18 protein-coding genes and 1 tRNA gene are annotated in these 16,170 nt (G+C 58.5%); 14 read left to right on the top strand and 5 right to left on the bottom strand.

Going from position 1 to position 16,170, the window contains the following annotated elements; translation table 11 throughout:
- The first annotated feature begins 9 nt into the window (after positions 1 to 9).
- Entirely contained in the window at positions 10 to 246 is a 237-nt protein-coding gene (locus AC27HQ_RS14860) for a hypothetical protein (protein WP_487156978.1), read from the top strand.
- Here AC27HQ_RS14860 and AC27HQ_RS14855 read toward each other — a convergent pair whose 3' ends face one another.
- The gene (locus AC27HQ_RS14855; RefSeq protein WP_487156977.1) at positions 247 to 675 is read right to left on the bottom strand and encodes a universal stress protein; all 429 of its coding nucleotides are present in this window, start codon (positions 673 to 675) and stop codon (positions 247 to 249) included.
- A gap of 62 nt (positions 676 to 737) precedes the next feature.
- On the opposite strand from AC27HQ_RS14855, the gene AC27HQ_RS14850 reads away from it, so the two are divergent.
- Positions 738 to 1,184: a GNAT family N-acetyltransferase gene (locus tag AC27HQ_RS14850; protein WP_487156976.1), complete on the top strand. Its 447-nt coding sequence runs from the start codon at positions 738 to 740 to the stop codon at positions 1,182 to 1,184.
- A 234-nt stretch (positions 1,185 to 1,418) separates the two neighbouring features.
- Positions 1,419 to 2,129 carry a TorF family putative porin gene (locus AC27HQ_RS14845; RefSeq protein ID WP_487156975.1) on the top strand — a complete coding sequence of 237 codons (711 nt, stop codon included), beginning with the start codon at positions 1,419 to 1,421 and terminating at the stop codon, positions 2,127 to 2,129.
- 97 nt (positions 2,130 to 2,226) lie between these two features.
- Here AC27HQ_RS14845 and AC27HQ_RS14840 read toward each other — a convergent pair whose 3' ends face one another.
- The 3 genes from AC27HQ_RS14840 to apbC all read right to left on the bottom strand — a co-directional run bounded on the left by AC27HQ_RS14840 (position 2,227) and on the right by apbC (position 4,303).
- A complete protein-coding gene (locus AC27HQ_RS14840; RefSeq protein WP_487156974.1) occupies positions 2,227 to 2,442 on the bottom strand; it encodes a hypothetical protein in 216 nt (71 codons plus the stop codon).
- Positions 2,443 to 2,555: 113 nt separating this feature from the next.
- Positions 2,556 to 3,122 (bottom strand): dCTP deaminase, encoded by a 567-nt coding sequence (dcd, locus tag AC27HQ_RS14835; RefSeq protein ID WP_487156973.1) that lies wholly within the window; start codon positions 3,120 to 3,122, stop codon positions 2,556 to 2,558.
- 86 nt (positions 3,123 to 3,208) lie between these two features.
- Entirely contained in the window at positions 3,209 to 4,303 is a 1,095-nt protein-coding gene (gene apbC / locus AC27HQ_RS14830) for an iron-sulfur cluster carrier protein ApbC (RefSeq protein ID WP_487156972.1), read from the bottom strand.
- A gap of 176 nt (positions 4,304 to 4,479) precedes the next feature.
- Between apbC and AC27HQ_RS14825 the strand changes: the two genes are divergently transcribed.
- Positions 4,480 to 4,574 (top strand) — tRNA-Sec (locus AC27HQ_RS14825).
- 202 nt (positions 4,575 to 4,776) lie between these two features.
- Positions 4,777 to 6,483: a methyl-accepting chemotaxis protein gene (locus AC27HQ_RS14820; RefSeq protein ID WP_487156971.1), complete on the top strand. Its 1,707-nt coding sequence runs from the start codon at positions 4,777 to 4,779 to the stop codon at positions 6,481 to 6,483.
- Here AC27HQ_RS14820 and AC27HQ_RS14815 read toward each other — a convergent pair whose 3' ends face one another.
- Positions 6,484 to 7,119: an alpha/beta fold hydrolase gene (locus AC27HQ_RS14815; RefSeq protein WP_487156970.1), complete on the bottom strand. Its 636-nt coding sequence runs from the start codon at positions 7,117 to 7,119 to the stop codon at positions 6,484 to 6,486.
- Positions 7,120 to 7,482: 363 nt separating this feature from the next.
- Between AC27HQ_RS14815 and ccoN the strand changes: the two genes are divergently transcribed.
- The 9 genes from ccoN (at position 7,483) to AC27HQ_RS14770 (ending at position 16,091) form a co-directional block, all read left to right on the top strand.
- Positions 7,483 to 8,910: a cytochrome-c oxidase, cbb3-type subunit I gene (gene ccoN, locus AC27HQ_RS14810; protein WP_487156969.1), complete on the top strand. Its 1,428-nt coding sequence runs from the start codon at positions 7,483 to 7,485 to the stop codon at positions 8,908 to 8,910.
- An 11-nt stretch (positions 8,911 to 8,921) separates the two neighbouring features.
- A complete protein-coding gene (gene ccoO, locus AC27HQ_RS14805) occupies positions 8,922 to 9,533 on the top strand; it encodes a cytochrome-c oxidase, cbb3-type subunit II (RefSeq protein WP_487156968.1) in 612 nt (203 codons plus the stop codon).
- A 6-nt stretch (positions 9,534 to 9,539) separates the two neighbouring features.
- Positions 9,540 to 9,731: a cbb3-type cytochrome oxidase subunit 3 gene (locus AC27HQ_RS14800; RefSeq protein WP_487156967.1), complete on the top strand. Its 192-nt coding sequence runs from the start codon at positions 9,540 to 9,542 to the stop codon at positions 9,729 to 9,731.
- Positions 9,728 to 10,624 (top strand): cytochrome-c oxidase, cbb3-type subunit III, encoded by an 897-nt coding sequence (gene ccoP / locus AC27HQ_RS14795; RefSeq protein WP_487156966.1) that lies wholly within the window; start codon positions 9,728 to 9,730, stop codon positions 10,622 to 10,624. Before AC27HQ_RS14800 ends, ccoP begins: the two co-directional genes overlap by 4 nt.
- 125 nt (positions 10,625 to 10,749) lie before the next feature.
- Complete coding sequence (gene ccoG, locus AC27HQ_RS14790) at positions 10,750 to 12,147, top strand: cytochrome c oxidase accessory protein CcoG (RefSeq protein ID WP_487156965.1); 1,398 nt, start codon at positions 10,750 to 10,752, stop codon at positions 12,145 to 12,147.
- Positions 12,148 to 12,151: 4 nt separating this feature from the next.
- The gene (locus AC27HQ_RS14785) at positions 12,152 to 12,664 is read left to right on the top strand and encodes a FixH family protein (RefSeq protein ID WP_487156964.1); all 513 of its coding nucleotides are present in this window, start codon (positions 12,152 to 12,154) and stop codon (positions 12,662 to 12,664) included.
- Between the two features lie 3 nt (positions 12,665 to 12,667).
- On the top strand, positions 12,668 to 15,127 hold the full coding sequence (locus AC27HQ_RS14780; RefSeq protein ID WP_487156963.1) for a heavy metal translocating P-type ATPase: 2,460 nt from the start codon (positions 12,668 to 12,670) through the stop codon (positions 15,125 to 15,127).
- Positions 15,124 to 15,375: a cbb3-type cytochrome oxidase assembly protein CcoS gene (ccoS, locus tag AC27HQ_RS14775; protein ID WP_487156962.1), complete on the top strand. Its 252-nt coding sequence runs from the start codon at positions 15,124 to 15,126 to the stop codon at positions 15,373 to 15,375. The genes AC27HQ_RS14780 and ccoS overlap by 4 nt, the downstream gene beginning before the upstream one ends.
- Entirely contained in the window at positions 15,372 to 16,091 is a 720-nt protein-coding gene (locus AC27HQ_RS14770) for a sulfite exporter TauE/SafE family protein (RefSeq protein WP_487156961.1), read from the top strand. The genes ccoS and AC27HQ_RS14770 overlap by 4 nt, the downstream gene beginning before the upstream one ends.
- Positions 16,092 to 16,170 lie beyond the last annotated feature (79 nt).

The following is a 16,170-nucleotide window of genomic DNA, read 5'->3' as shown; positions in this document are numbered from 1 at the left end:
TTTTTTGCCATGACCAGCCAGAAAGATGATCTCGACAGTAACCCGGCATCAGACAGCCTGGTCGAGTCAGTGACTGCAGAAAACCCTGCGCCGCAGACGCACTTCAAGTTTCCCTTTGCCCGCCCCGGAAGCAATACTCCAGCCGCAACAGACAAGCCCTGGCAGGCCAAGGGTATCAATCCGCGTCACGAGAAAAAGATCGGCATGGCCCCCAAGGGCACACGCCGCTCCATGGGCAAACGCTGATTACTTGACCAGCAGCACCGGCACCGGCACTTCATGCACCACCCGGGTGGCCACGGAGCCCATGACCAGATTACCCAGGTTGCTCATGCCCCGGGTACCCATGACCACCGTGTTGCAGCCGTGCTGTCTGACCGCCTTGACCAGTTCGGTTACCACTTCGCCCATCACTTCATGGCAACTGTGCAGAATACCTGCCGCCTTCAGGCGCTCGGCTGCCTTGGCATTGGTTTCAGCAGCATGATCCAGCGCGCCCGCATTCAACTGCTCCAGCATGGCGGGCGAAACATAGTTACCGTAGAGCTTGGCCTCGGTCTGCACATTGATCAGATGCACCTTGAGCTGCGGAAAAACCTTGGCAAAGTTGATCAGATAATCGACCGCGCGCTCGGCGCTCGGTGACCCATCATAGGGAACCAGTACGTTTTGCATGTGTGCTCCTGTTAGAATCGGCGAAGCCGTGAACCTTTATAATGCATTGTGACAGCCTTCCCGTGACAGCCATTGACCTGCATCAACGCCTACCGCGCTTGCCAGACATGTACATAGAACAACTGCCGCCGACTGAAAAAGGCTTGGTCAACGCTTTCTACCGCGGCCATGGCAGCGCCATGAAAGCCGGTTCACAACACAGTGTATGGGCCCTGCGGCGAACCGCCATCAGCGCTTGCCTGTGCCTGCAACCTGTTGCAGAGGGTCACTGGCTGACCGGCCTGTTTGTCGCGCCCGATCAGCGCCAGCAGGGCCATGCAGGCCGTTTGCTGCAAGCCGTTCGAGGTTATTATGCGGGGCCAATCTGGCTGTTTTGCAAACCACAACTGGCTGACCTGTATGCCCGCCAGGGCTTTATTTCCTGCACTCACCTGCCGCGCGCGCTGGACGACCGACTGCAACGTTACCAGCGTACCAAGACCCTGATTGCGCTGGTGAATCCGGGCTAATTGAGCGCTGCACAGAATATGACAGTTACGTTGCACCATGACCACACCGACACGCACCACAGCGGTGCAGCAAAAAGCCCTATAACCTTGCAGTTTTCCCCGCGTTACATATAAAAAACATATAACTCGTTGTAATTAAACAAGTATTAAAAACTGGCAAGCTAAATGCTATGTGAGTGATGCCAACGCATTTTTTTCTACGTTTGAATCACACACATGGGGTACTAGAGAATGATGAAGAAACTGACAGCCGCCATCGCAGCAGCTACCACCCTGGGTTTTGCCAACATGACTCAAGCTGAAGAGTTTGACACCATGATCGGCACTATTGACGCCAGCATGACCGCCACCCTGGCAACCGACTACATCTGGCGCGGCCAGTCCCAGACTGATGGCAAGGGTGCCGTTCAGGCCAGCCTCGACTTCGCCCATGAAAGCGGCGTCTATGTTGGTGCATGGGGCTCCAACGTAGATTCCACCGACTTCGGTGGCGCCAGCATCGAGCTGGATTACTATGTTGGCTATGCCGGCAGCATCACTGATGACATCGGCTACGACCTGGGCTGGGCCAACTACACCTTCCCAGGTAACAGCTCAATCGACGTGTACGAGTGGCTGGCTAGCGTCAGCGCCTATGGCTTCACCCTGGGTTACAAGGACACCTACAACAACGCCGACAACCACTACTACTACGTCGGCTATGATCTGTCCCTGCCCTACGACATCGGTCTGAGCCTGCACTACGCCGACAGCAACAGCAAGAACGGAGGTGTTGACTACAACGACTGGGCAGTGACTGTCAGCAAGGACGCTCTGGGCCTGGGTTGGGCACTGATGTACAGCGATACCAACATCAGCAGCACCGAGTGTACTGTAGACATTGGTTACCAAAACGATGACACCTGTGACTCCAACGTCACACTGTCTGTATCCAAGAGCTTCTGATCACATCAGGCGCCCTCTGGGCGCCTGACAGTCGCTTGCGGTAAAAAACCCGACAAGGTGTTCCACGGCGCCGAGTCGGGTTTTTTGTGGGCGCTTGTCAGGCTTCTGCAGCGCGGCGGCGTATGCCCAGATCAACACGCATACACACCGCGGCCAAAGCCAGAAAGGCGATACCCAACGCACCCCGACTCACATCCATCGGCAGTACAGCTGACAACCCTGCAGTTATTTCCTCAGGGAAAGCAGCCAACAGGCCTCCCAACGGCACCATGATAAACAGGAAGCAGTAACCGAGTGTTCTGAAGATCGTCATGCGCGCTACTCCAACAGGCTTTAATACCAGTCAGCATGACGCCTGGGGGCATGGGGGACTACTAGACTTTGGTGGAACAGCAGGGCGAGTGCCCTGCCGCTATGACTGATTGATCAGGCCTTGGGCAGCGTGACGCCGCGCTGACCCTGATACTTGCCACCACGATCGCGGTAGGACACTTCACAGTCCTCATCGGACTCAAAGAACAACATCTGTGCCACACCTTCGTTGGCATAGATCTTCGCTGGCAGCGTCGTGGTATTGGAAAACTCCAGGGTCACATGCCCTTCCCATTCAGGCTCCAGCGGCGTGACGTTGACGATAATGCCGCAGCGCGCATAGGTGCTCTTGCCCAGACAGATGGTCAGTACATTGCGGGGAATACGGAAGTATTCAACGGTACGGGCCAGGGCAAAGGAGTTGGGCGGAATGATACAGACATCGCTGACCACATCGACAAAGCTCTTTTCGTCAAAATGCTTGGGGTCGACGGTGGCCGAATGGATATTGGTGAACACCTTGAACTCGTTGGAACAACGCACGTCGTAACCGTAGCTGGAGACCCCGTAGGAAATCACCCGGCTGGCCTCTTCGCCGCGCACCTGACGCTCTACAAAGGGCTCGATCATGCCGTGTTCCTGTGACATGCGACGTATCCAGCGGTCTGACTTGATGCTCATGGTTTGTCCTGAACTGTGCAAAAAAGAGGTTGCATGTTAACGGGTTCTCGACAACGAAAAAAGCCCGGCCTGACAGGCACCCGCCCTCAGTCGTCACTGATCTGAATAGTCGGCGTCTGCGGACCCGCCATGGCGCGCTCGGCAATCCGCGCACCGACATGCCGGGCCATATCCTGATAGAGCATGCTGATCTGACATTCCGGCTCGGCCACCACAGTGGGTGTGCCCCCATCCGCCTGTTCGCGGATCATCATCGACAGCGGCATGGATGCCAGCAGATCGACCCCATACTGTTCGGCCAGACGTTCACCGCCGCCTTCACCAAACAGGTGCTCTGCATGGCCACAGTTGGAGCAGATATGAATGGCCATGTTCTCGACCACACCCAGCACCGGAATATGCACCTTGTTGAACATCTCGATGCCTTTGATCGCATCCAGCAGCGCCAGATCCTGGGGCGTGGTCACAATCACCGCACCGCTGACCGGCACCTTTTGCGCCAGCGTCAGCTGGATATCGCCAGTGCCGGGCGGCATATCCACCACCAGATAATCAAGATCGTCCCAGAGCGTCTGGGTCAGCAACTGCATCAACGCGCCTGACACCATCGGGCCACGCCAGACCACCGGGGTATTGTCATCTACCAGAAAGGCCATGGACATGACCTGCACACCATGGGCCCGCGGCGGTATAAAGAGCTTCTGATCCTTGACTTCGGGCCGGGTGCCCTCGGGTAGACCCAGCATCAGCCCCATGCTCGGGCCATAGATATCCGCATCCAGCACACCCACCCGGGCACCTTCGCGGGCCAGCGCCAGGGCCAGATTGACCGCCGTAGTGGATTTGCCGACGCCGCCCTTGCCCGATGCCACTGCAATAATATTCTTGACCCTGGCCAGTGCCTCGATGCTGCCCTGTGCGGGCGCCTTGACCACCTCGCAGCTGACCTTGATGTCCGCTGACACAACGCCCTCAACACCCTCTGCCGCAACGGTCAGCATCTGCCCTATCCCGGACACCAGTCCGGCGGCGGCATAACCGAGGACAAAACGGGCGGTGACCTTGCCTTCATCTATTTGCAAGTCGCGCAGGCAACCGGCACTGATCAGGTCGGTCTGCAGGTACGGATCGCGGTACTGGCTGAGGGCGCTTTCAAGGGCAATGCGGTCGATCAGAGACATGCTGAAGATTCCATAAGAAACGGCTGAGGTTGAAACCGCCGTCCATGCTAATGGCTTGGGCTGCCAGTGCAAAGCCTGATCTTGCAATGGGCGGCACCCATCGAACTATTATTCAGCGGCAATCAGCCCACTGATAATGGCTGCACCGGCCTGCCCCTGTGGTAGCGTAGCAACACGGAAGGGCATCGTTCCCGGTGGGGCGCCCGGATTTCAAACCCGGTGAGATGCGCAGGGCGTGTCTGGTAGGTTCGACTCCTATTCCCTTCCGCCACATCAACTACACTTGCCCTGAAACCGGTTCAATCGGCTTTTTTTTGACGTCAAAAGCCAGTATGGCGTATACATTGGCTCGATAAGCCTTTAGCAATTCGCCATCAGTGCCGATAACCTGCAAGAGCGGCATAAGAAGTGAGGCAAGGATCGCCCAGCACCCTACAACAATAAATCTGTGTTATCCCTGCGCCGAGGTAAGTATGAATATGCAGCTGCACCCCAAGACCCTGGAAAAGGCATCACCCTTGCCCGCGCCGGGCGGCAATGCGTTGATCCTGGTACTCATGCTTTGCCAACTGTTCTTTATTGGCGCACTGCTGTGGCTGGCTGAAGGGACGCTCTTTGTATTGTCGCTGATTGCCGCACCAGTGATTCTGGCCCTGCCCTGGCTGATGCGCAGCGCCCCTGGCGAGGGTGGCACCTTGTTGAACCGTCTCAAGCGGGCCAATGCCGAACAGATCGACCTGACCACCGACGAGTCCTCGGCTCAACAACTGAATCCCAGCCTCACGCAATTTGACGCCTTTGCCGGCCGCCTGCGTGAGCTAATGAGCGGCTTCCAGCAACTCAGCCTGCGCGTCGCCCACTCCTCCGCCCATAACCGGCTCCTGGCCGAGCAGGCCGCGCGCGACGCAAGCAAACAACAAAGTCTCTCTGAGCTGATCTTCCAGGCCAGCGATCAGACCACCAGCGCTCTGCATGACATTACTGCACGGACCAGCGGCATAGCCGGCATGACCACGCGCAACCTCGATGTTGCCAAGATCTCACGTGAACAACTCACGGAAGCCCGCGTACAGATGCAGCACATCAGTGAAGCCATGGCCGGTTTCAAGGAGAACATCAACGCGCTGGGCAATACCTCAGGACAAATCCGCAATATTCTCGCCACAGTCCAGGATTTCTCTGCCCAGACCAACATGCTGGCCCTGAATGCGGCGATTGAAGCCGCCCGCGCGGGCGAGCAAGGCCGCGGCTTTGCCGTGGTCGCTGATGAGGTACGCAACCTGTCGATCAAGGTTGGCACCGCCGCCAGCCAGATTGGCGAGCTGATGGAGCAAATGCTCAAGGCCATGGACGGAGCCGACAAGCAGACCCAGAGCATGCAGGCGCAATCCGACAGCGCCGGCACGGCCGTCAGTACCGCCGCCGAACAGTTTGTGCAAATGGTCGAGGACTTTCAGCGCAGCAATGATGACCTGCTGATGGTCAGCAGCGCCCTCGAGCAGCTGACAGTCACCAACAGCGAAACCCATGAGCACGGCAGCGCCATCCGTGAGTTGAGTCTGACCATCAGCCAGCGCATGAAGGACAGCTTTACCCAGGCCGATGCCCAGCGAGACAATACCAACAAGGTACTTGAAGAATTGAGCCGTTTCCGGCTCGGCCAGGGTAACCTGGAAAGGGCAACCGACCTGCTGATGTCACGCAGCAAGATTATCTCCGGCAAACTGCAGCAGTTGCAGGAACAGGGCGTGAATATCTTTGACCGCAACTATTCACTGATCCCCAACACCAATCCGCCCAAGCACAATGTCAGCTGGGCCGTCGCCTACCAGAAACTGATGCAGCCGTTGCTGGACGAATGGGATACCCAGGGCAAGGATGGCGTGCTGTATATGCTGCCGGTAGACAGCCATGGCTATCTGGCCGCCAGCCGCACTGCAACCTCACAGCCGCTGACCGGCGACCCGGCGGTGGACGCCGCGAAAAGCGTGCACATGCGCTTTGTCGCCAAGGGCATTGATCTGGAAAACCTCAACAAATGTACCCATGTCGGCATGGGCACCTACGTCCTGCCGGGCACCAGCACCATTGTCTTTGTGATGTTTGTGCCGGTTATCGTTCAAGGCAAGCATTGGGGACACCTGAGCGCCGGTATTCTGCCCAAGGCACTCGGCGTCTGATCAGACCGGAGCGACGCCGGCATGACGTCGGCAAAACTCCGCGGCGGCCTGGGCCGCCTGCTCAATCAATTGTGACTGGGTCCGCCCGCTTGCCTTCAGCGGGCGAAAGTCATGTTCGCCGCTCTCCAGCCAGTGCAACTGCACCTGCTTGGACAACCTGTAGCCAGCCACGTCTGCCGCCTTGCCAAAGGGATCACGACTGCCCTGGATAATGAGAACGGGCCGCGTTAATTCAAGCAAATGGGCAGTACGCAGCTTTTCCGGCTTACCCGGCGGATGAAAGGGATAGCCAAAGCAGAGTGTTCCACTCACACCCGGCTCCTCTGCCAACAGGCTGGCCACCCGGCCACCCATGGATTTACCGCCAATAAAAACCGGCCCCGGCTGTTGCGCCAACAACTCGCGAAAATGGGTCAGCAGCGCAGGCATCGGATTGGGTGGCCGTTTGCGGCCGTCAACACGACGGGCAGCCATATAGGGGAATTCGAACCGCAGCACGCGGATACCATGACGGCACAAAGCCTGCGCCAGCATCTGCATGAACTCGCTGTCCATCGGCGCCCCGGCACCATGGGCCAACAACAGTGTTGCCGGGGTTTCATCAGCGGGTGTGTCAATCAGAATGTCAGTGTTCATCGGCTGGCTCCGGCACCCCTTGCGACAAGATGCCACGGCTAGTATCGGGGTATTTGCTTCACATCGGTGCAATCGGGTACTAAGCTTGTCCCTGCCAGGACTATGACCGTGATAGCCGTAGACCTGTCCGAGGAACGCACAATAATACATCTGTTCCAGTAACCCGTCTTGCGCCATGCCGGTGGTTATGCCGAGTTCGGCAGACCCGTTTCAACAGACACCGTCTGAGCATCTGCACAGGGCCATCCAGAGGCCTTGCAACCTGCCGATACCTTGACTTGTGTCATTGCAAACAGGGGCTGCTTTCCTCATACTTGCCGCCGCTTAACCCCCATTAACCCATTGCTATCCGTGGAATCTCGCATGAGCACAGCTACCACTCAGACAGCCTATAACTACAAAGTGGTACGCCAGTTCGCCGTCATGACGGTGGTCTGGGGTATCGTAGGCATGGCTTTAGGTGTACTGCTGGCCTCCCAACTGGTCTGGCCCGCACTGAACTTTGACCTACCTTGGACCAGCTTCGGGCGCCTGCGCCCGCTGCACACCAATGCGGTCATCTTTGCCTTCGGCGGCAGCGCCCTGATGGCCACGTCTTTTTACGTGGTACAGCGTACCTCGCAGGCACGACTGGTGTCAGACGGCTTGGCGGCCTTCGTGTTCTGGGGCTGGCAAACCGTAATCGTGCTCGCTGCCATTACGCTGCCGCTGGGATTCACCGGTTCCAAGGAGTATGCGGAGCTGGAATGGCCGATCGATATCCTGATCGCGGTTGTCTGGGTGTCCTATGCGATTGTGTTCTTTGGCACCATCATGAAGCGCCAGATGAAACACATCTATGTGGGTAACTGGTTCTTTGGTGCCTTTATCATCACCGTAGCGGTGTTGCACATTGTCAACAGCATGGCCATGCCGGTTACGTTGACCAAGTCCTACTCCATGTACTCTGGCGCAACCGATGCGATGATCCAGTGGTGGTACGGGCACAATGCGGTGGGATTCTTCCTGACCGCAGGCTTCCTGGGGATGATGTACTACTTCGTACCCAAGCAGGCTGGCCGCCCGATCTATTCCTACCGCCTGTCGATCGTGCATTTCTGGGCGCTGATCGCCATCTACATCTGGGCGGGTCCACACCACCTGCACTACACCGCCCTGCCTGATTGGGCCCAGTCCCTGGGCATGGTGATGTCGCTGATTCTGCTGGCGCCCTCCTGGGGCGGCATGATCAACGGCATGATGACCCTGTCGGGGGCCTGGCACAAACTGCGCACCGACCCGATCCTGCGTTTCCTGGTGGTATCCCTGGCCTTCTACGGCATGTCCACCTTTGAAGGCCCGATGATGGCCATCAAGACTGTGAACGCGCTGTCACATTACACTGACTGGACCATTGGTCACGTTCACGCCGGTGCCCTCGGCTGGGTAGCCATGATCTCCATCGGCTCGCTGTATCACCTGGTTCCGAAGGTCTTCGGCCGTGAAGCTATGTTCAGCACGGCGCTGATCAACGCGCACTTCTGGCTGGCTACCATCGGCACCGTGCTGTACATCGTGTCCATGTGGGTCAACGGCATCACCCAGGGTCTGATGTGGCGTGCAGTGAACGTCGACGGCACCCTGACTTACTCCTTCGTTGAAGCTCTCGAAGCCAGCCATCCCGGCTATGTCGTGCGCATGATCGGTGGTCTGTTCTTCCTGATCGGCATGTTCCTGATGGCTTACAACGTGTGGCGGACCATCGCCCAGTCCAAGCCGGCAGAAGCACAAGCCGCTGCGCAAATGGCCTGAGGAGCTGATAGATGAAAAGTCATGAACTAGTAGAAAAAAATCTCGGCCTGTTGATTGTCTTCGTGGTCATTGCCATCAGCTTCGGCGGCCTGACCCAGATCGTCCCGCTGTTTTTCCAGGCCGAAACCACCCAGCCGATCGAGGGCTTGCGCCCTTACACAGCGCTGGAACTGGAAGGCCGTGATATCTATATCCGCGAAGGCTGCGTTGGCTGCCACTCGCAGATGATCCGTCCGTTCCGCTCGGAAACCGAGCGTTATGGTCATTACTCGGTAGCCGGTGAAAGCGTTTACGAGTTCCCCTTCCTGTGGGGCTCCAAGCGCACCGGTCCGGATCTGGCCCGCGTCGGTCAGCGTTACTCCGATGACTGGCACCGTGCGCACTTGATCAACCCGCGCCACGTCGTGCCCGAGTCTAAGATGCCTGCGTATCCCTGGTTGCAGGAAAACGTCCTGACCGGTGAGCACACTGCACGCAAACTGCAAGTGATGCGTTCTCTGGGCGTACCCTATACCGATGAAGACATTGCCGGTGCTGAAGAAGCCGTCAAAGGCGTAGCAGAGATAGATGCCCTGATTGCCTACCTGCAACACCTCGGCACCGTTCTGTCGGACCGCCGGTAACTGACCATGGATATCAACACGCTACGCGGCATTGCCACTCTCCTTGCGATGGTGGCCTTCATCGGCATCACGATATGGGCCTACAGCTCATACAAGAAAAAGGACTTTGACGAAGCGGCTCAACTGCCCTTCGCCGATGAACCTGACGATGAAACAGCGCCCAGTGAGCAGAATGACGCTAGGAGTAACAAACAATGAGTAATTTCTGGAGCGGGTACATCATTGTCCTGACCCTGATCACCATAGGTCTGATCCTCTGGTTGTTGTTCGCTACCCGCAAGGGGCAGCGCAAGGACCAGACAGAAGAAACCGTGGGCCACAGCTTTGACGGCATTGAAGAGTTCGACAACCCCCTGCCCCGCTGGTGGTTCATACTGTTCATTGCCACGGTGATATTCGGCGCCATCTATCTGGTGCTTTACCCTGGCATGGGCAAGTTCCCCGGCGTACTGGGCTGGACCCAGGTCAACCAGTACGAAACGGAAGTAGCCCGTGCTGAAGACCAGTTCGCACCGATCTTCTCCAGGTATGCTGGCATGCCCGTGGAAGAAGTGGCCCAGGATCCAGCGGCCCTGAGCATTGGCCAGCGTCTGTTTGCGGTCAATTGCTCGGTTTGTCACGGCTCCGATGGTGGTGGTCGCCTGTACGGCTTCCCAAACCTGACCGACCACGACTGGCTCTGGGGTGGCTCGCCGGACGCCATCAAGACTACGCTGATTCAGGGCCGTCAGGCCGCCATGCCGGCCTGGCAGGCCGTCATCGGTGAAGAAGGTATCCGCAATGCAGCAGGGTATGTGCGCACGCTGTCAGGCCTGGAGCCAGAAAACGCTGACGTGGCTGCCGGTGAAAAGATCTATCTGACCAACTGCGCGGCGTGCCACGGTGCCGACGGCAAGGGCAATACCCTGCTCGGAGCTGCCAACCTGACCGATGACGTCTGGCTGTATGGCGGCAGCTCCCTGCAGATCCAGCAAACACTGCGCTACGGCCGTTTTGGCAACATGCCAGCCCAGGCGCATCTGGGTGACGACAAGATCCACATGCTGACCGCGTATGTCTGGAGCCTGTCACAGCAAAACGTCGAGCAATAACGCCGCGACCCCAGGTCGCATGGCACAAGGTATACCCTCAGCAGTATCCTTTGAGGGTAGGTAGCACTACCCCGGCAGGCGCGTCCCGCCGGGGTCCCTTCCCCCAACCTTTACGGCCAGCCATCATGAGCGAAAACATCCCCGTCAAAAACGTCGAAACCGTGGATCTCTATGCCAAGCGCAGGAAAATCCATACGCGTTCCTATACGGGTCTGTTCAGAAATGTACGGCTGATGGGTGTAGGCTTTCTGTTCATGCTGTACTTCGGCACGGGCTGGATCAATTGGGGCGGACGTCAAGCGGTCCTCTTTGATTTACCCGCGCGACAATTTCATATCTTTGGCGCAACCTTTCAGCCACAGGATTTTTTCCTGCTGTCCTTTCTGCTGATCATCTGCGCCTTTGGGCTGTTTTTCATTACCGTGTTTGCCGGTCGCGTATGGTGCGGCTATACCTGCCCGCAGACCGTCTGGACCTGGATCTACATGTGGGCCGAACGCGTCACCGAAGGTGAGCGCAATGCCCGCATCAAGCTCGACAAAGAGCCAATGAGCGCGAACAAACTGATGCGCAGGACTGCCAAGCACAGTATCTGGCTGGCGGTGGCACTGGCCACGGCGATCACCTTTGTCGGCTACTTCACCCCGATTCGTCAATTGCTGCCTGATGTGCTGACCCTGCAGGTGGGTGGCTGGGCCCTGTTCTGGGTATTCTTTTTTACCGCTGCCACCTATATCAACGCTGGCTGGCTGCGCGAACAAGTGTGCTTTCATATGTGCCCCTATGCCCGCTTCCAGAGCGTGATGTTCGACAAGGACACGCTGATCGTCTCCTACGATCCACGCCGCGGCGAAACTCGTGGTGCGCGTAAAAAGGGTGTCGATCCCAAGGAAGCAGGCCTTGGCGACTGTGTTGACTGCAACATCTGTGTACAGGTCTGCCCCACAGGTATCGATATCCGCGACGGCCTCCAATACGAGTGTATCGGTTGCGCCGCCTGCGTGGACGCCTGTGACGAAGTCATGGACAAGATGAACTACCCGCGCGGCCTGATCAGCTACACCACCGAGCACAACCTGTCCGGGGAACAGACCAATATGCTGCGTCCCCGTCTGCTCGGCTACGGAGCCGCACTGTCGATCATGATCGGGGTGTTTATCTTTACCGTCAGCACCCTGGCCCAGGTCTCTCTGGATGTGGAGCGCGACCGAAATGTTCTGTTTCGTGAAGCACGCGGCGGCAATATAGAGAATGTGTATATTGTCAAAGTGTTCAACAAGGGACAGCAGGAACGGACTTTCAGCCTGAGTGTTGAAGGACACCCGGAACTGATACTGCAGATGAATAACACTGAAATGACCATTGAACCCAGCAGCCTGCTGCAACTGCCGGTCAACCTGCAACTTGATCCGAGCTACATGCAGGGCAGCAACATGCCTATCAGCTTCCGCGTGACGGCCGTTGACGATGGCGAAATCACTGCCACAGCAGAAAGTCGCTTCATGGGCCCGACAATCAGGTAATGACATGCACAACGACGTAATACCGCCTTGGTACAAGCAGTTCTGGCCCTGGTTCATCATCGGCATTCTGGTATTTGCCGTAGTCATCGGCGTGGGCCTGCTGATCATCTCGATCCTCAATCAGGACAGCATGGTCAAGGACAATTACTACAAGGAAGGTCGGGCCATCAACATGCATCTGGGCCGCGATAACAAGGCCACCGAACTTGAGCTCTCAGCCCGCTTCAACATTGATGAGGTAACAGGCGAAGTGAGCCTGCAGCTGGATGGCAAGCTGGACCAGCAGCCCCAGGTTCTGCAGCTTGAAATCATGTCACCGTCCCATGCTGAACGTGATCGCACCGTGATCCTGCGTTGGCTCAGCGGCAACACCTACGTGGGCCAACTTGAAGACCGCATGCAGGGCCGTCACTACGTCGACCTGAGCGACCCGGCCAGCCCCGGTGAGCAGGGCTGGCGGCTGACCGATGAAGTGGTCCTGGGCCCTGAGCAGGCATACCAACTCACTGCCCGCTGAGCCATGTCCAGCCCCACTCCCTGCTTCCACTGCGGCGAGCCCGTCCCCAAGGGCTCTGACTGGTCCTGCACCCTGCTCGGCGAAGCCCGGGCCATGTGCTGCCCCGGCTGCCAGGCCGTGGCGCAGGCGATAGTCGATGGTGGCCTGGAATCCTACTACCGCCACCGCACCGACAATGCCAGCAACCCGGAAGCCCTGCCCAAGGTCCTGCAGGACGAGCTGGAGCTGCTGGATCGGCCCGATGTCCAGCAACGCTATGTACAAAGTGATGGCGACCAGCAGCAGATTCAACTGTTGATCGAAGGCATCAGCTGCGCGGCCTGTGGCTGGCTGATCGAAAAGCGACTGGGCCAGGTCAAGGGGGTCAGCCTGGCCAGTCTGAATCTTGGCAATCACCGTCTGAACCTGCATTGGGACCCGCAACAGACACGCTTGTCTGCCCTGCTCGGCGAGCTCAAACGCATTGGTTATGCCGCCCATCCTTACGAAGCAGACAAAGCCAGCGAGCAGATCGCCGCAGAAAACCGTCGCTATCTGCGACGCCTGGGGCTGGCCGGTCTGATGTTCATGCAGGTCATGATGGCCACCATGGCGCTGTATGAAGAGTTCAACCAGGACCTGACCGACGACATGGCGCTGATCCTGCGCTGGGTCAGCCTGCTGATGACCACACCCGTGGTGCTATATAGCTGTGTACCCTTTTTCCAGGGCGCCCTGCGCGATCTGCGCAACCATCGGCTGACCATGGATGTCTCGGTTTCGCTGGCGATTGGTGGCGCCTATCTGGCCGGTATCTGGGCCACGGTAACCAATACCGGCGAGGTGTATTTCGACTCGGTGACCATGTTTGCCTTTTTCCTGTTGGCCGGTCGCTACCTCGAACGTCGAGCACGCCAGCGCACCGTGGAAAGCACAGCCCGACTGGTAAACCTGCTGCCACCCAGTGCCGTTCGTATCGATGCACAAGGCCACAGCACCCGCATCATGCTGGATGAAGTGCAACCCGGTGACCTGCTGGATATCAAGCCCGGCGAAAGCATTCCGGCAGATGGCGTCATTGTCAGCGGTATCAGCAGCGTGGATGAGTCCGCCCTGTCCGGCGAATACCTGCCCATCGCCAAAACCGCGGGTGCCACCGTGACCGCCGGCACCCTGAATGTCGAAGGCCCGCTGCGCGTGCGGGTCAACGCCGTGGGAGAAGAAACCCGTTTATCAGCTATTGTTCGTCTGCTTGAACGCGCACAGTCAGATAAACCGCGCTTGGCGCAAATCGCCGACAGTGTCGCACAGTACTTCCTGCTGATTGTGCTCAGCGCCGCCGTCATAGTCGGCGGTCTCTGGTGGTGGCAGGTCAATGGCGAGACGGCCTTCTGGATTGTGCTGGCCATGCTGGTTGCCACCTGCCCCTGCGCCCTCTCGCTGGCTACGCCCACAGCCCTGACGACCGCCACCGGCAGCCTACAGAAACTCGGGCTGCTGATTACCCGCGGCCATGTACTGGAAAGCTTGACGCGAATTGACACCGTGATACTGGACAAGACCGGTACACTGACCGAGGGGCGCATGACCCTTGAGCGCATTGTGCCGCTCGGCGGCCATGATGCCGATCAGGCACTGCACTGGGCACGCATGCTTGAAGGCCGCTCAGAACATCCGATAGCCCGCGCCTTCGGCCGCAGCACGGCTGAACCCGACACGGTCATCAGTCACCCGGGACTGGGTCTGGAAGGCCAGTGCGAAGGCCGCTTGCTGCGTATCGGCAAGCCCGACTTTGTCAGCCAGATCAGTAGTCAATCAGCACCGGCACTGCCTGATGAACCCGGCCAGTGGTTACTGCTCGGTGACAGCTCAGGGCCGATAGCCTGGTTCGTCCTGAATGATCGACTGCGCAGTGATGCACCCGAATTAATCAAAGGTCTGCAGGCCCGCGGTCTGCATGTCATCCTGCTGTCCGGGGATTACCCGCAGGTGGTCGAACGCATGGCAACGCGTCTGGGCATAACCGAGGCCTTGGGCAACGCCAGCCCGGCGGACAAACTGCACTTTGTCCAACAACGCCAGGCTGAAGGTGCAGAGGTTCTGATGCTTGGTGACGGGGTCAACGATGTCCCGGTGCTGGCCGCCGCCAATATCTCGATTGCCATGGGTGACGCCTCGGACCTGGCCAAGACCAGCGCCGATGCCGTCCTGCTCAGCAGCCAGCTGCAGGTACTCCTGCATGCCCTTTCTGGCGCACGCCGTACCCGCCGCATCATGCTGCAAAACCTGTTCTGGGCCAGCGCCTATAATGCCGGCATACTGCCGTTGGCAGCGCTGGGCATGGTCACGCCGGCCTGGGCGGCCATCGGCATGTCGGCCAGCTCGCTGCTGGTCGTGCTCAACGCCCTGCGCCTGACTCATCTGGGCACGCCTTCGACGCCCGACCGGCGACCGACCGTGCAGCCCCTGGAGCAAGCCGTATGACCGTTCTGTATATTCTCGTGCCGATCGCCGTAGCACTGGTGATCATTGCCATCCTGGTCTTCAACTGGGCGGTCAACAGCGGGCAGTATGATGACCTTGATGGCCCCGCCCACAGTATTCTGTTCGATGACGAAGACCCGGCGCACCTGGCAGCACAGCAGCCCCGCGAGGAAAACGAGCAAGCGGATGCGGCAGACAAGACCGGTATTGAATCGTCTAAACCAAACAATGGCGACAATCCGCCATGACAATTGAATTACTCCCCCTTTTTCTCACCGCACTGGCCCTCGGCTTATTGGGGGGTGGCCACTGCATCGGCATGTGCGGCGGGCTGATGGGCGCACTGACGCTGGCGATTCCCGCCGAGCAGCGCAAGGGCTGGCCATTGTGGCGCATTCTGCTGGGCTATAACGCCGGTCGCATTCTAAGTTATACCCTCGCTGGCGGCCTGCTGGGCAGTTTCGGCTGGCTATTGCAGGATCTCGGGCTGGGCATGGCCATGCGCATACTGGCTGGCCTGCTGATGATCGCCATGGGTCTGTATCTGGCCAACTGGTGGTCTGGTCTGACTCGCATTGAAGCCCTGGGGCGCGGGCTCTGGCGGCATATAGAACCCCATGCCCGCAAACTGCTCCCCGTCACCAGTGCGCCCCAGGCTCTGGCACTCGGTACCTTGTGGGGCTGGCTACCCTGCGGTCTGGTCTACAGCACGCTGATCTGGACAAGTAGCCACGGCAGCGCCGCGCTGTCCGCTGCCTTGATGCTGACCTTCGGCATCGGCACCCTGCCCACCCTGCTGGCAACCGGACTGGCCGCACAACGTTTGATGAGCCTGTTGCGCAAACGTAGCGTGCGCGTGAGTGCCGCCATTCTGGTGATCCTCTTTGGACTCTGGACCCTGCCCGGTCCGCACAAGACCTGGTTGATGGGTCATGGCAGCAGCGCCGCCCATGCACAGCATTGATACAGGACGCTACCCAAGTCGTATTAAGCACCCGGCACGCGGCAATATTCTGGAACAACTGCACGCCATGATGTAGGCT

It is taken from the genome of Halopseudomonas sp. 4NH20-0008, assembly GCF_057548395.1.
This window is presented reverse-complemented; position numbering and strand designations above follow the sequence as displayed.